Origin of the sequence: Stappia stellulata DSM 5886, assembly GCF_000423705.1 — a bacterium.
Lineage (GTDB): Bacteria > Pseudomonadota > Alphaproteobacteria > Rhizobiales > Stappiaceae > Stappia > Stappia stellulata.
The window spans coordinates 966,376-981,019 of record NZ_AUIM01000004.1; the positions used below are offsets into that span (position 1 = coordinate 966,376).

General features: G+C 65.6%; 15 protein-coding genes. 4 read left to right on the forward strand and 11 right to left on the reverse strand.

All coding sequences use genetic code 11. The annotated features are described in order from the left end of the window. Positions 1 to 3: 3 nt before the first annotated feature. From G572_RS0104635 to gatB, 6 genes are all read right to left on the reverse strand, one after another. Positions 4 to 516: a GNAT family N-acetyltransferase gene (locus G572_RS0104635; RefSeq protein ID WP_051241606.1), complete on the reverse strand. Its 513-nt coding sequence runs from the start codon at positions 514 to 516 to the stop codon at positions 4 to 6. Continuing rightward, entirely contained in the window at positions 513 to 1,244 is a 732-nt protein-coding gene (locus tag G572_RS22515) for a class I SAM-dependent methyltransferase (RefSeq protein ID WP_051241608.1), read from the reverse strand. Before G572_RS22515 ends, G572_RS0104635 begins: the two co-directional genes overlap by 4 nt. Further along, positions 1,241 to 2,482, reverse strand: a complete 1,242-nt coding sequence (locus G572_RS0104645; RefSeq protein WP_029057478.1) for a BtaA family protein — start codon at positions 2,480 to 2,482, stop codon at positions 1,241 to 1,243. The genes G572_RS22515 and G572_RS0104645 overlap by 4 nt, the downstream gene beginning before the upstream one ends. A 103-nt stretch (positions 2,483 to 2,585) precedes the next feature. Continuing rightward, positions 2,586 to 4,388 carry a glucans biosynthesis glucosyltransferase MdoH gene (mdoH, locus tag G572_RS22520; protein ID WP_037545335.1) on the reverse strand — a complete coding sequence of 601 codons (1,803 nt, stop codon included), beginning with the start codon at positions 4,386 to 4,388 and terminating at the stop codon, positions 2,586 to 2,588. A 500-nt stretch (positions 4,389 to 4,888) separates the two neighbouring features. Beyond that, entirely contained in the window at positions 4,889 to 6,487 is a 1,599-nt protein-coding gene (locus G572_RS22525; RefSeq protein WP_037545842.1) for an OpgD/OpgG family glucan biosynthesis protein, read from the reverse strand. 415 nt (positions 6,488 to 6,902) lie between these two features. After that, a complete protein-coding gene (gatB, locus tag G572_RS0104665) occupies positions 6,903 to 8,387 on the reverse strand; it encodes an Asp-tRNA(Asn)/Glu-tRNA(Gln) amidotransferase subunit GatB (protein WP_029057480.1) in 1,485 nt (494 codons plus the stop codon). Between the two features lie 248 nt (positions 8,388 to 8,635). On the opposite strand from gatB, the gene G572_RS0104675 reads away from it, so the two are divergent. Together G572_RS0104675 and G572_RS0104680 are read left to right on the forward strand one after the other, a co-directional pair. Then, the gene (locus G572_RS0104675) at positions 8,636 to 9,151 is read left to right on the forward strand and encodes a peptidase associated/transthyretin-like domain-containing protein (RefSeq protein WP_029057481.1); all 516 of its coding nucleotides are present in this window, start codon (positions 8,636 to 8,638) and stop codon (positions 9,149 to 9,151) included. Beyond that, the gene (locus tag G572_RS0104680; RefSeq protein WP_208979014.1) at positions 9,148 to 9,768 is read left to right on the forward strand and encodes a ferric reductase-like transmembrane domain-containing protein; all 621 of its coding nucleotides are present in this window, start codon (positions 9,148 to 9,150) and stop codon (positions 9,766 to 9,768) included. The genes G572_RS0104675 and G572_RS0104680 overlap by 4 nt, the downstream gene beginning before the upstream one ends. Positions 9,769 to 9,785: 17 nt before the next feature. Here the strand turns inward: G572_RS0104680 and G572_RS0104685 are convergent, their stop codons facing one another. Together G572_RS0104685 and fliK are read right to left on the reverse strand one after the other, a co-directional pair. Continuing rightward, on the reverse strand, positions 9,786 to 10,049 hold the full coding sequence (locus tag G572_RS0104685) for an EscU/YscU/HrcU family type III secretion system export apparatus switch protein (RefSeq protein WP_029057483.1): 264 nt from the start codon (positions 10,047 to 10,049) through the stop codon (positions 9,786 to 9,788). Beyond that, positions 10,046 to 11,275: a flagellar hook-length control protein FliK gene (gene fliK / locus G572_RS0104690; RefSeq protein ID WP_029057484.1), complete on the reverse strand. Its 1,230-nt coding sequence runs from the start codon at positions 11,273 to 11,275 to the stop codon at positions 10,046 to 10,048. Before fliK ends, G572_RS0104685 begins: the two co-directional genes overlap by 4 nt. A gap of 181 nt (positions 11,276 to 11,456) precedes the next feature. Here fliK and G572_RS0104695 point away from each other — a divergent pair, with 181 nt between their 5' ends. Then, a complete protein-coding gene (locus tag G572_RS0104695) occupies positions 11,457 to 11,711 on the forward strand; it encodes a DUF6455 family protein (protein ID WP_029057485.1) in 255 nt (84 codons plus the stop codon). A gap of 87 nt (positions 11,712 to 11,798) precedes the next feature. On the opposite strand, the gene G572_RS0104700 is transcribed toward G572_RS0104695, so the two are convergent. Both G572_RS0104700 and G572_RS0104705 read right to left on the reverse strand, forming a co-directional pair. Then, a complete protein-coding gene (locus tag G572_RS0104700; RefSeq protein ID WP_029057486.1) occupies positions 11,799 to 12,143 on the reverse strand; it encodes a DMT family transporter in 345 nt (114 codons plus the stop codon). A gap of 72 nt (positions 12,144 to 12,215) precedes the next feature. Further along, positions 12,216 to 12,518, reverse strand: a complete 303-nt coding sequence (locus G572_RS0104705) for a hypothetical protein (protein WP_037545343.1) — start codon at positions 12,516 to 12,518, stop codon at positions 12,216 to 12,218. Between the two features lie 309 nt (positions 12,519 to 12,827). Here G572_RS0104705 and G572_RS0104715 point away from each other — a divergent pair, with 309 nt between their 5' ends. Then, positions 12,828 to 13,085: a YjhX family toxin gene (locus G572_RS0104715; RefSeq protein WP_029057488.1), complete on the forward strand. Its 258-nt coding sequence runs from the start codon at positions 12,828 to 12,830 to the stop codon at positions 13,083 to 13,085. Positions 13,086 to 13,161: 76 nt separating this feature from the next. Here G572_RS0104715 and gatA read toward each other — a convergent pair whose 3' ends face one another. Next, a complete protein-coding gene (gene gatA, locus G572_RS0104720) occupies positions 13,162 to 14,637 on the reverse strand; it encodes an Asp-tRNA(Asn)/Glu-tRNA(Gln) amidotransferase subunit GatA (RefSeq protein WP_029057489.1) in 1,476 nt (491 codons plus the stop codon). Positions 14,638 to 14,644 lie beyond the last annotated feature (7 nt).

Genomic DNA, 14,644 nt, shown 5'->3' on the forward strand with positions numbered 1-14,644 from the left:
GCGCTACAGCATCCGCTTGAACCCGATATGCGAGGCCTCGTAGCCGAGGGCTGTGTAAAACCGGTGCGCACCGGCGCGCTCCTTGTTCGAGGAGAGCTGCAAGAGCACGCATCCAAGCGCGCGCGCCCGCGCCTCCGCAAAGGCCATCATCGTGCGCCCGATGCCTCTGCGCTGCCAGTCCGGCGCGACATGCACGCTCTCCAGCTTCGCGCGCGGCTGACCGACGTAGGACAGGCCCGTCAGAACCGTGAGCTCGAACATGCCGGCGATAACGCCGGGCTCCGCGCCCTCCGGCCGGGCAACAAAAAGCGTCGTCGCGCCACCCGCCTGCATCCGCCGCAACGCGGCGCGATACGGCTCGGGATCTCCCGTTTCGACCCCGACCCGCGACCCAACGGCATTTCCGCTCAAGAGTGCAACGGCTGCGGGAATATCCGCATCGGTGGCAGGAACGATCTGAACCTCCGCCGCGAACGGCTCTTGGGATTCGGAGAGGGGAACGTTTTGTAGTGTCATGATCGCATGTCCTTTGTCGTCGAGCGAGATCTGGAGGCCGTTTTGGGCCGCGCCGGCACTCGCGCAAGCGTTGCGTATACGGCGTAGCCGCCAAAGAGCGAGCGACAGTCCACTGTTCCCCCAAGGGGTTCGGCTGTCGTCTCAAGGGTCGTCTCGATCCCGTCGCGCGGGCTGACATGAAACGCGGCGAGCCAGGCCCGCAAGGGAGCGCGGAAAACGCCCGGATAGGCTTCCATTCGACCGAAATCGACCAGGGAGAGCCGGCTGCCGTCTCCGGCGAGCGCTCCCGCCCCCGCCTCGATTGCCCTCGGCCAGTCCGGGATCATCGACACGGCATAGGACAAGAACACCCGGTCGAACGTCGCGACGCCGAAGAGACCCAAAGTGTCGAAACGGGTGGCATCGCCCTGCGCGACCGAGATACGCCGTTCCAGCCCCGCCTTCGCGATTGCCTTTCGGGCCTCGGCAAGCATCTCGGAGGAGAGGTCTATCCCGAAGAACCGGGCATGCGGATGGCGCCGCGCGGCAAGGATGAGATTGCGCGCCGTTCCGCAACCGAGTTCCAGCACGGTTCCACCGTCCGGCGGGGCAAGCTCGGACAGAAGCCTGTCGCGGCCAAGCAGATAATACTTGCGGGTGAGATCGTAGATCGGCCGCTGCCAGCCGTAGATACGGTCCATCAGCGCCGCACCGGCAACGCTGTCCTGTTGCAGCCCCTGCCCGCTCATGCGGGCCTGAGGGTGTAAAGATGCACGCCGCCGTAGATCGAGGAACGATCCCGGGCCGTGCAACTTGCGGACGTCTCGGCGTCATAATCCCATCGCTCGAGAATATGGGCCGCGACCCGCCCCGGCAGAAGCGAAGGCTCGGCCGCCGTGCGAAACACCACCCGTGCTCCGGGACGCGCGGTGCGGGTGATTTCCGCCCAAAGGTCATTGAGCGCGCCGTCCGACATCCAGTCCTGCGCATCCAGCAGCACATAGCGGTCGACGCTCTTGTCCGGCTGACCGGCCAGATGGTCGGTGAACGAGCGATTGGCCACCTTCACGCGGTCGGCGCGAGCGCGCACATCCTCGAAATGCGCGCGGCGGAGATAAGGCGGCAGCGGTCCGGCATCGTCATCCGCGTAGCCGCGCCCGAAGGCCTGCCAGGCGAAATAGTTCTGGGAAAGCGGAAACCCGCAGGCCAGCCGCTCCAGCCGTTGGCGCAACACGCCCGCCATGCCGTCATCGCCGGCAGACGCCAATGCCTCGTATTGGGCCGGCGGAATGCCAAGCCCGTAGAGCGAGACCTTCTTGGAGGTCGCCCAACGCACCATGCGCTTGTCGAAGAGCGGCGCGAGCGCCGTGTCGAAGAAGCTGCGCTGCTCTTCCATCGTGCGCGCCTTGAGCAGATCCTTCGGGTCGATGCCATAGAGCCGCGCGATCCTGTGGCCCCAGCCGATGAAATAGCCGAGCAGGCCGTGACGGTAGAGATCGCGGGCAAACAGCGAGATCCGCCTGCGCCCGGTGAGATCGCGCGCCTCCCAATAGGCGCGAGCCTCACCGTGCAGATGCGGCTGGAGGAAGCGTGTGTAGGCGGCCACATTGGCGGCCTGATCGGCCTTGCCGAAAAAACGGTAGAATGCCTCGTGGTTGGGCAACTGCCGCGCGGCGGTCAGCTTCAGACGCGTCAGCGCGACATGCGCCTTGTTGAGATCGACGGCGGTGATCGCGCGCGGATCGGCCGTCAGATACGACAGGATGTTGCAGCCGCCCGACGCAATCGCCACGATCGTGTGATCGCGCTCGATGGCCAGGGCTTCCATGTCGATTTCCGGGTCTTCCCAGATCTGCGGGTAGACAAGCCCCTTGAAGGCCCAGGTGAAGAGCCGTTCGAGAGCGCCCTCCCCGGACAGCGCCCTGTTCCGGTGAACGGCGTCGCCGATCAGGGCCCCGCGTCCCCGGACCTTGCTCGCAGAAGGCATCTCGTCTCTCCCGACTCGTTGAAAACCTGTCTGGTGAGCCGGGTATGACTTTCGCGTAACGGCATGATGACACTGCCGTCGCAAGGGGGAAGGCCGGGAGGTTTCAGGCGGCGCTGCGCTGCGCCTCATGGTCCGCATCGCTGGCCCGATAGGTCGCAAGCGCCCGTGCCGCACCTGCGATCACCGGGACGTCACGCAATTCCTGCGGGGTGAGGAGAAGTCCCTTCGAACGCGCGCGGTCCCCAACAGACGGAGCGGCTGTCCACCGGATCACCAGCGGTGCCAGAACAAGTGGCAGGGTCACCGGAAGCAGCCAGGCCAGCAGGTCGAAGGCAAAGGAATAGGCGAACACCAGCATCACCATGCCGAAGACCACCATCCACCAGCTCGAGCGCAGGCTCGTCGCCCAGTCGAGCGACCCGTCCTCGCGGTCGCTCGACGGCCAGCCGGAGTCTGAACCGGACAGAACCTGAAACACGGACCGGCTTTGGAACATCATGTGGATCGGCGCCATCAGCGAGGCGAGCAGCAATTCGTAGAGCGCCGAGACGGAGGCGCGCCCCGCGCCCCCGTAGTTTGTGACGTCGCGAGTCAGAACGGCACGCAACAGGAGCAGCGCCTTGGGCAAGATGAGCAACCCGACGACCCCGAAAATAAGCGCCAGGCCCTTTTCCGTTTCGGGGTGAGGGAAGCGGGGAAACGGAGATCCCGAGATAAAATAGACCGGCGCCGGCGCGAACAGAGGCGCTATGACGCTCGCCGTCAGGAACAGGAGCCAGACTGGCGAGGCCAGATAGGCCATGATCCCCTGCAGGATGTTGATCCGGCTCCAGAACGCAAGGCGCGGTGCGAGCAGCAGGCGAGCATGCTGCAGGTTCCCCTGGCACCAACGCCGGTCGCGCTTGGCGTATTCGATGAGATTCGCCGGCGCTTCCTCATAGGATCCGTCGAGATCGGCATCGAGACGCACACGCCAGCCGCCCCGCGCCAGCATTGCCGCCTCCACGGTGTCGTGAGAAAGGATCTGCCCGCCGAAGGGCGGTTCTCCCGACAGATCCGGCAGACCGCACGTAGCGGCGAAGGCCCGCGTTCGAATGAGCGCATTGTGCCCCCAGAACGGCCCCTGGCGGCCCTGAAGCGCGGCGACACCGCGCGAAAACACCGGCGAATAGAAGTTGGCAGAGAACTGGATCATCCGGCCGAACAACGTTCTGCGGCCGATGATGCGCGGCACCGTCTGCAGCAGCCCGAGATCGGGCGCGGTCTCCATGCGCCGGACCATTTCGACGATCGTATCCGCGCTCATCAGGCTGTCGGCGTCGAGAACCAGCATATAGGCGTAGGCACCGCCGTTCGTGCGGATGAAGTCGGCGATGTTTCCGGCCTTGCGACCCGTGTTGGGGGAGCGGTGCCGGTAAAACAGTCGCCCGCCCGCGCCAAGCACCGTCACCGCGCGGCGATGCAACCGCTTTTCCGCGGTCGCCGCTTCCTCACGGGTCGAGTCCGACAGCACGTGAAAATCGAAGCTGTCGAGCGCGCCCGCCGCGTCGAGTGCGCGATACATGGCGTCCAGACGCGCGAAAACGGCATCCGCCGCCTCGTTGTAAACCGGGATCACGATGGCGGTGCGCCCCTCGGGCAATCCGTCCCGCACCGGCACGCTGTCATGGCCGAAGATGAGCCCGAGAACGCCGATGCACGCGCCCCACGAGAGCCAAAGCGCGCAAAAGGCGACAAGCGAGACGCGGACCACATCCACCCAGTCGAATCCGTCGGCGACGGCAACCGAACCGAACATGGACGCAGCCGCGACCGTAAGACCAAGCGTGAGAACGATCGCACCCGTGCGGCGCAGGCCGACGGAGACGTTTTCCCTGAACGAGGATTTCGACACATCCGGCTTCATCCGACGGCACTCCACTGAGACTTGACGCGACGTGGATACGTCAGCGCGAGAAACGCATGTGGCGGGATCCGCCGGCTCAAATGCATCCGAAAATTCCCCATCAAGGCTTGAAGGGGGGCGTCACGGGCCTCCTCACCGTTCACGAAGACTTCGACGACGGGAGACAAAGCGTAGTCCGGCGAGTTTCGGCAGCAATGCCAGGCGCGGATGCTCCAGCCTTTGCACGGGCATCGCGAGAGGTGCATGCGGAGCCGGAAGGCAAAGCCGGGCCGCGATCCGGCGACGCAGGGCGCTGTCCCCCTGCCCCGCCTTGAGACGTGCAACGAGCGCCCCGGCGTCCACGTCGGCGATACCTCTGGCAGCCTCGGCGACCGCGCGTTCAAGCGTTGTGTCGTCAAGGTCGTGGCGACCGAGGTCGCGGCGCAACTGGTCGAAAAAAGACGGTTTCGCAGCGCTCGGCTCCGGTCGGACCGCGCGTTCTCCATGACGAATGTCTGACGTCATCTCGCATGCCCCCATTGATAGGTCCAGGTTTCGGACAGGGTCTTGCCTTCAAAACCAAGGCTTGCGGCGAGTTCAACCGGCTGGTCGGCGTCAGTCCGCCGTATATCAACGATCAAACGCCACAGATCGTTCCCTGGCATCTTCGAAAGATTCTTGTGGACCACCTCGCCGTTGCCGACATGGAGCGCGACATCCACGGCCGCGTCCTCGCCCAGCCCCTCCAGCGGGCCCCCGGTGAAATCGATGAGAAACTTGCGCATGTCCTGATCGTTCTCCACCGCGGCGACGCCTCCCGCGCCCGTGCGCGTGCGCAGGACACGCGCCAGAGGCACGTCTCCCTCGACGTCGCGCGCCCAGGTCATGCGGTAGCGCAACCGGTGCTCGGACCCTGCCGAAAGCCCGTTTTCAGGCATCCAGAAGGCAACGATATTGTCGTTGGCCTCGGAATCGGACGGAATCTCGGCCAGAAGGACGGCACCCGGGCCCCAGTCGCCCACCGGCTCGACCCAGAGTGAGGGCCGGCGCTCGTAGTACGCTTCCGTGTCGAGGTAATTGTCGGCCACCCGGTCGCGCTGAAGCAGGCCGAACCCGCGCAGGTCTGTCTCGCTGAAGACGGAGAGCTGGAGCTGTGACGGATTGGTCAAGGGCCGCCAGATGCGTTCGCCGCTGGCGCGCAGCATGGCAAGGCCGTCATTGTCGTGGACCTCGGGACGGAAATCGTCGAAGCCCGTGCGGTCGTTCTCGCCAAACAGATACATCGACGTAAGCGGGGCCAGCCCGAGCCGGGAAACGTCGCCACGCAGGAAAATCGCGGCCTCCACGTCGACAAGCGTTTCCACGCCCGGCAGGACGGTGAAGGCATAGGCGCCCGCAACGCGCGGGCTCTCCAGCTCGGCATAAAAGCGGATCTGGCGCGCATCCCGCTCGGGTCTCTCGATGTAAAAGCGGGTGAACCGGGGAAACTCCTCCTCCGTTCCCGCCGCCGTATCGACGGCCAGCCCGCGCGCGGATAGGCCGTAGACGTTGCCCCGGCCGAGCGCGCGAAAGTAGCTGGATCCCAGAAAGGTGATCAGTTCGTCGCGATAGTCGTTGCGATTGAGCGGATAGTGCAGGCGGAAGCCGGCGGCGCCGGGAAAGACCTGGAAGTCGGCGGGATCGAGGGGCGCGCGGTACTCGAAGTCGTCGGCGGAAAACCCCATCGGACGGACCTTCCCGTCAACGATCTCGAGGATCTCCACCGGATGGTCGAAGACCCAGCCGGGGTAAAATGCCTGAAGCTCGAAATTGCGGTGCTCTTTCGCCCACAGCGCCTGTTCGGGACGGTAGCGAATGGCGCGATGGGCATCGTAGCCGAGTGCGGCGACGACTTCGGGCAGGCGCGATTCCGGCTCCGCATAGGCCGTCCCCGCCTTGGCCTTCATCCGCGCGACGAGCGCATTCCAGTCGAAAGGCGGCCCCGCTTGCGCGGGCTGCGCCTCGGCACCCTCCGGCGCATCGGCGACCGCTTTCTGGGCGAAGGCGGGAAAGGCAGCGCTCCCCAAAAGAAGGGAGAGAAAACCGGCGCTGGACGTCAGGAAGCGGCGTTTGTCGATCATCGGCATGTCGGCTATTGGCACCTCGGAAACGGTTTTCGGCATCCGGCGGGAAGAATCGCGACGACGGTCAAAAGAGCGGACTGCCGCTCCGATCGCATCGCACGCCCCTGTCGTTCAAACCGCGCCCGCCGGCAGGCCGGCTGGTGTGCTGGCGCAGCATGAAGGCATCGGCCCGCACGCGCGTCAGCCCGTCGCGATATCGAGCGGACAGGGCTATCCCACCAAGATGTTTGAGAAAATCCCGGGCAATCACGGCAATTGGATGGCAAGCGAAATGTGCTTTTGCCATCCTGTCATATATTGCACTGCAATATTTACGGAGACAAGACAATCATGCACAGGCGCACGCCATCGCGTCGTCGCCGCAAGCGCGGGAGAGACTGACAAGGGCCGGCGTTGTCCCGGCCCCTTCGCGCTACTCGATGCCGATCTTCGACTTGAGCAGATCGTTGACCGCCTTCGGATTGGCCTTGCCGCCGGTCGCCTTCATCACCTGGCCGACGAACCAGCCGAGTAGGCCCGGCTTTTCCTTGGCCTGCTCCACCTTCTCCGGATTGGCGGCAATGATCTTGTCGACCTCCGCCTCGATGGCGCCGAGATCCGTCACCTGCTTCATGCCGCGCGTCTCGACGATCTCCGCCGGATCGCCGCCCTCGGTCCACAGGATCTCGAACAGGTCCTTGGCGATCTTGCCGGAAATCGTGCCGTCCTTGACCAGATCGACGAGCCCGCCGAGCTGCGCCGCCGACACGGGCGTCTCGCCAAGGTCGAGGCCTTCCTTGTTCAGCCGGCCGAACAGCTCGTTGATCACCCAGTTGGCCGACAGCTTCGCGTCGCGCCCCTTGGCCACCTCCTCGAAGAAGTCGGCCGAGGCCCGCTCCACGATCAGGATGTCGGCGTCATAGGCGGACAGGCCGTAATCGGCGATGAAGCGTGTCTTCTTGTCGTCGGGAAGTTCCGGCAGGCCGCTTGCCAGTGCATCGACATAGGCCTGGTCGAACTCCAGCGGCAAGAGGTCGGGATCGGGGAAATAGCGGTAGTCATGCGCCTCTTCCTTGGAGCGCATCGAGCGGGTCTCGCCCTTGACCGGATCGAACAGGCGGGTCTCCTGGTCGATCGATCCGCCGTCCTCCAGAATGCCGATCTGGCGCCGCGCCTCATAGTCGATGGCCTGACCGACGAAGCGGATGGAGTTGACGTTCTTGATCTCGCAGCGCGTGCCGAAATCGCCGCCCGGCGCGCGCACCGAGACGTTGACGTCGGCGCGCATGGAGCCCTGGTCCATGTTGCCGTCGCAGGTGCCCAAGTAACGCAGGATGGTGCGCAGCTTGGTCAGATAGGCCTTGGCCTCGTCGCCGGAGCGAAGGTCGGGCTTGGAGACGATCTCCATCAGCGCCACGCCCGAGCGGTTGAGGTCGACAAACGACATGGTCGCATGCTGGTCGTGCAGCGATTTGCCGGCGTCCTGCTCCAGGTGCAGGCGCTCGACGCCGACCGTGACGTCTTCGCCGTCGCCCATTTCGAGCAGGATCTCGCCCTCGCCGACGATCGGCTGCTTGAACTGCGAAATCTGGTAGCCCTGCGGCAGATCGGGATAGAAATAGTTCTTCCGGTCGAACACGGAGCGCAGGTTGATCGCCGCCTTCAGCCCGAGGCCTGTGCGCACCGCCTGGGCAACGCATTCCTCGTTGATGACGGGCAACATGCCCGGCATGGCGGCATCGACGAGGCTAACGTTGGAATTCGGATCCCGCCCGAACTCGGTCGAAGCCCCGGAAAAAAGCTTCGCGTTGGAGGTGACCTGCGCATGAACCTCAAGCCCGATCACGATTTCCCAGTCGCCAGTGGCGCCCTTGATGAATTTCTTCGGATCGGGAGTGCGTGTGTCGACGATGCTCATGCCGTTTCAGGTCCTGATTTTATAAACACGGGCGTTGACGCACTGCCTACGCAAAACCGGGGAAAAGGTCCATCCCTTATGGTGGTGGGTGGGATGTTTGTGACGATGCAAGATTTTAGCGATACCCACGCAACGGCCCTCGACCTTCTCCTCATCCGCACCACATTCCCCCGCGTAGACTGGACGCGCGTGGATCGCCTCCTCCGGTTTCGCGCCCGCGTTACAAAATCACCACAGGAGCGAGCGAGATGACGAGCCTTTTCCATCCCACCCGCCGCACCGTTCTTCTTGGCGGCGCGGCCGCTGCGAGCACCGCGCTCACGGTGGGCGCCTCGCGCCTGATCGTGCCGGCCCAGGCCAAGAGCGTGGCGCCGACGCCGTCGATGCGCGGCGGGGCCAACAACTACCGGCCCGGCGCGCCCGTCGTGGAGCGGATCGGCGGCGGCGGGTTCCTGATGCGGGGCACCGTGCTGCGCGCCGGCGACGGTGCGCCGCTTGCCGGCAGGCGCATCCAGATCTGGGCGCATACGACGGAAGGCCACGAGCGCGACCCGCACAGCCACGGCGCGACGCTGACGGACGAAAACGGCGAATTCCGCATGGACATGCCGCAGATCGTGCCGGCCTTCGGCCAGCCGCACGGCCATCTCGCCTATGACGCCGAACATGACGGCGGCGGGTTCAAGACAGTCTTCCTGCGCCCGGTCATGCGAAGCGCCGACGAGACGACGCTTGCCGCGAATTTCGTGCTTCAGCCGGCGTGAGCCAACGGGCTTCGATCCGCGCGGCTCTTGTCTGGGCCGCCCTTGGCGTGGTGATTGCCGTGCCGCTCGCCATCGCGGCGACAAGCCCGCTCATCGCCTGGCGCCAGCCGGTCTATATCGTCGCCGGCTTTGCGGGCGTGGTCGCGATGGCGCTTTTGCTTCTCCAGCCGCTGCTTGCCGGCGGCGCCCTGCCCGGCCTGCCCTCGCCAAGGGGCCGGCGCCTGCATGGATGGGTTGGAGGCGCGCTGGTCGCGGCGGTCGTGGTTCATGTCGCGGGGCTTTGGCTTACCAGCCCGCCCGATGTGATCGACGCGCTTCTCTTCGCCTCGCCGACCCCGTTTTCCGCCTGGGGCGTGATCGCCATGTGGGCATTGTTCGCAGCCGCCCTTCTGGCCGCGCTGGGCTGGCGGCTTCGCATCCGGCCCCGGGTCTGGCGGCTGGCGCATACCGGCCTTGTGGCGCTCGCCGTTGCGGGCAGCGTGGTGCATGCGCTGCTGATCGAGGGCACGATGGGCACGGTGTCGAAGGCGCTGCTGTGCGGGGCTGTCGTGCTGGTCTTCGTCAAGACCGTCGCGGATCTCAGGACATGGACCCTGCTGCGCCGCCGGAGACCGTGACCCCCGTCCGCTTGCCCTCACTTGATCGACAGGATGTAGCGCAGCACCGCCGCGACCGCCTCGTAGAGTTCGATGGGGATTTCCTCGTCGATCTCGATCTGCGCCAGCGCCTGCACCAGGGCCGCATCCTCCTCGATCGGGACGCCATGGGCGGCGGCCGTCTCCAGGATGCGCGCCGCCACCTCGCCGCGCCCCTTGGCGGTCACGCGCGGCGCGCCGGCATTGTCGTAGCGAAGCGCAACGGCAAGCGGTTGCGGGGGATCAGCGGGGGCGTTGCTCATGAGACCTGGTTCACATATTGGCCGGATTCCGCGGGCGGATTTCCCGGCAGGCCCGGCAGCACCCGAAGCTCGACCACCTCCAGCCCGGATGCGGACAGCATTTCGTGCAATCCGGAGATCCCGGCCGAAAGCGCGGACGCCGTCTCGCCGCGCTCCGCCCAGAGTGTCGCGAACAACCGGGTTCCGTCGAGCCCCACCACCGCTTCAACCGGTCCGCTTGCGTCCGTTTCGATGCCAAAGCGCACCCGCCAGGCAGGATGCGCGCCCTCGCCATCGTGGCCCGGCGTGTCATCGCGCCCGATCTGCAGGTTGATCACGCCCGTGTGTGTGCCCAGAACAAACGGCAGGTCGAGCGTGCGATCAAAGGCGATGCCATCGCCGGCTGCGGTGCCATCGCCCAGCACCTTGAGCGAGGTAAGGCCGGACAGCCGCACGCGGGCAAGGGCGGCATCGCTTTTTCCAAGAAGCAACAGCGCGGCGGCGGACAAGTCACCGCGCGACAGCGCCTGCATCATCTCCAAACTGGCGCGTCCCGGCGTCTGCGGCTGCGGATGGCGGGACAGGCTCGGCGGTGCCGGCGGCGTCCCCTCCCGCGCGATCCCCTCCCCGCCCCTTGAAAAGACCCGCAAGGCCTCGCCGAGATCCTGAAGCAGCGCCGGCAGGCCGCCGCGCCCTCCCCCGCTTGCAGTTGCACCGGCGGCGGTTGCGATCGCCCGTTTCAGCCGGGCCCCATCGAGCTTGTCATCGGCCACCAGCCGGATGCCGAACAGTGCCGCCATGGCCGCGGCCACCGGTTGCGGCAGCGTTGCGACCGCGGGCGACGCGCGCACGGCCGACAGGCCGGAGTATAGAGGCGCCAGTCCGTCCTGGCGGGCCGCGAGTTCGGCAGCAAGGGCAGAGAGACGCTGAAGCGCCGCCTGTTCACGTGGCGCGGCAGGCGCAGCCTGCATCCCGGGTTCTGCGGCGGCATCGCCGGTGGCGCCCACCCGGTATGTCAGTGCGCCATCCGATCCGCGCCCCACCTGCAACGCGACCCGCGCGCCGACGGGAAACATCTCCTGTCCAGCCACGTCGAGCTGCAGATTTCCGGACACAAGCCGCATGACGCCATCGGTCATGTGGCGCGCCACGCGCATGGCGATGACATCGCCAACAGACAGCGGCGGAAGCCGGGTGACGGGCGTAACGGCGACGACGCCCGTCGGGGTCGACACGCGCGAGACCATCGTCACTCTCCAGCGTATGCGCTCCTGAACGCTGCAACCTTACCAGATTCGGCGAAAACGCGCTGAAAAGCCTGCAGGGTTTGATCTGGCTCAATTCGTTTCATCTGCAACCAATTCAGGATGGACACAGTCACAAGCGGCGCGTCCAGGGCGCCGGCAGCGCATCGCAAGGGAGACAGGCATGGGATATCTGAAGCGGCTCGACGAACGGGCGGGCCTGATGGGCCGGATGATGCGGACCGTCGGGGCCACCGAGGGCATGCCGGCCGACATCACGCTGGCAAACAGCCTGCGCGCGGCCGCGAACCGTTGCATGGGATGCGAGTGCCCGGGCGAATGCGCTAGCTGGCTGGACGCTCATGCCGACGGCGCGGAAAAAACTCCGGATTACTGCCCGAACGGCGACCTCTTCGCCGAGTGGAGCGCGCAGCGCTGACACATGTTGCGCGACGGGCGAATTCCCGCACAGGGAGCGATACGGGGGCCGTCTCCGTATCGCCGGTCGGTCGCTACCGTGCCGATATCAGTGCGACACGGTCTTTGAAAAGACGTTGACGACAATGACGCCGGCGATGATCAGGCCAAGGCCGATCCAGGCCGCGAGATCCAACGCCTGGCGGAACAGAACGACCCCCGCCAGCGATATCAGCACGATACCCAGACCGCTCCACATCGCGTAGGCGACGCCCACCGGAAGCGTCCGCAGCGCGATCGACAGGCAATAGAAGGCGGCAAGGTAACATCCGCCCATGACCATCGTCGGCAGCGGGCGGGTGAACTGCTGGGATTGTTGTAGCGCCGTCGTGCCGACGACTTCGAACACGATGGCGACGGCAAGCGCCAGGTAGGACACCGCGGCAGGTGACATGAGACTTCCTCACTGACCGGACATGATGCGACCCGCATCCGGGTCGGAAAAGGAGAACGCGCGCCGCAACGCCTATCGATCGCCGCGCATGCGGTTGCGCATGCCGTGAACGAAGGCGGCCGCAAGCGCTGCGCCGACGAAACGGAAGGGCAGAACGGCCAGCGGGCCGCCATCGTAGCCTCCCACCGGCGGCACGCCGCTCAGATTCATGGAAGCATCGAGCAGGAGGCTCAGGGCAGCGGCGGCAAACCCGGCGATGAGGAGTTTGGCGCGCGCATCGGCAAACCAGCCGAGCACGGCACCGATCATCAGCGCAAAGGGATTGACCAGGCCTGCAAGGCCGAAGAGGACGGAAATCGATTCTGCCGGTGTCATGGCGCTAGTTCTAGAGCCAGAACGGAAAAAAGGAAACGGAGCGAAGCGTCACACGCCCGATTTTGCGACCGATCCTGCGCTCCACCTGCAACACCGTCCGTTCAGAATGCGGCATTGGTCGCAAAACGGCTTGAAAATCCGCGCAAGCCCATCCAATTAACGGTCTCAAACCGATGGAGACTTGATGCACGGACGCCGCGAGGCCCGATAGGGCCGGCCCAATTCCGAGGGTCGGCCGTGAGACTGCTCCCCTCCGCAAGCGTTTCCGGCTGCGGACAGCGGAGCCGTGCATCAACAATCCGGACAATCATGGACATTTCGAAAGCCGAGCAGCGGGTGCTTCACCTGCTTGCCCAGGGCGGTCATCTGCGCGTCGAAAAGGACGAACGCAACCGCGTCGCAATTGCCACCTGCGTCACACGTGACGGCTGGCGGGCACCGGGGCTGGACATAGCCCTTTTCAGAAAGCTGAAGCGACGGCGCTACATCGCCTCGTCCCGAAGCGGCCCCTACCGGATCACCCGGTTGGGCCTGAAGCGGGTCCGCTCACAGCCGGACAACCGCTGACACCGACGAAAAACGCCGCCGGGGCTGCCCCGGCGGCGAAACATTCATCTGCAAGTCTGTTCGGAGCGCCCGCGCGTCAGGCCCACCAGCGCTTCGGCGTAAAGCGACCGGCGGCCTGTTCGATCACCGACCCCAGGCTGTAAAGCGTCTCTTCGCCAAAAGGCCGACCGATGAGCTGGAGCCCGAGCGGCAGGCCGTCCCGGTTGAGCCCGGCAGGCACCGCAAGCCCCGGCAGGCCGGCCATGTTCACCGTCACCGTGAAGATGTCGTTGAGATACATGGCGACCGGATCGGTGATCGCTCCCGGCGCGAAGGCCGCATCCGGCGTTGCCGGTGTCAGGATCGCGTCGACACCCGCCTCGAAGGACAGGTCGAAGTCGCGCTTGATCAACGTGCGAACCTTCTGGGCCTTGAGATAATAGGCATCGTAGTAGCCGGCGGAGAGCACATAGGTTCCCACCATCACACGCCGTTTCACCTCGGTGCCGAAGCCGGCCGCGCGCGTCTTTTCATACATGTCGGCGATGTCGTCGCCATCGACACGCAATCCGTAGCGCACGCCGTCATAGCGGGCAAGGTTCGACGAGGCTTCCGCCGGCGCGACGATGTAATAGGCCGGCAGCGCGTATTTGGTATGCGGCAGCGAGATCTCCACGATCTCGGCCCCCGCATCCTTGAGCCAGTCGATGCCCTGCTGCCAGAGTGCGTTGATCTCGTCGGGCATACCGTCGACGCGGTACTCCTTGGGAATGCCAATCCGCAAGCCGCGCACCGACTTGCCGACGGCGGCCTCGTAATCGGGAACCGGCGCATCGATGCTGGTCGTGTCCTTGGGGTCTACGGAGGCCATCGAGCGCAGCATGACCGCATTGTCGCGAACCGTCCGGGTGATCGGCCCGGCCTGATCGAGCGACGAGGCAAAGGCGACCGTGCCCCAGCGCGAGCAGCGACCGTAGGTCGGCTTCATGCCGACCGTGCCGGTCAGCGCCGCCGGCTGGCGGATCGAACCACCGGTATCTGTCGCGGTCGCGCCCAGACACAGGGCACCGGAGACGGCGGCAGCCGACCCGCCGGACGATCCGCCGGGCACCAGCGCCTCGTCGGAACCGTCGCGTTTCCACGGGTTGACGACATTGCCGTAGTAGGACGTCTCGTTGGACGAGCCCATGGCAAACTCGTCCATGTTGAGCTTGCCGAGCATCACCGCGCCGTCGGCCCAGAGGTTCGCGGTCACGGTCGATTCATAGCGCGGCTTGAACCCGTCGAGGATGTGGCTGCACGCCTGTGTGTGAACGCCTTCGGTGGCAAAGAGATCCTTGATGCCGAGCGGAATGCCCTCCAGCGCACCGCCCTCGCCCTTGGCGAGCCGCGCGTCGGAGGCTGCGGCCATCTCCCGCGCCTTGTCTTCGGTGATCGCCACATAGGCGTTCAACGCCTGATTGCCGGCCGCGATCTCGCCCAGATAGGCGTTGGTGAGGTCGCTGGCGCTGAAATCGCGTGCTGCAAGCCCGTCGCGCGCTTCGGTCAGGGTCAGTTTCGTCAGCTCGGTCATGTCTTCG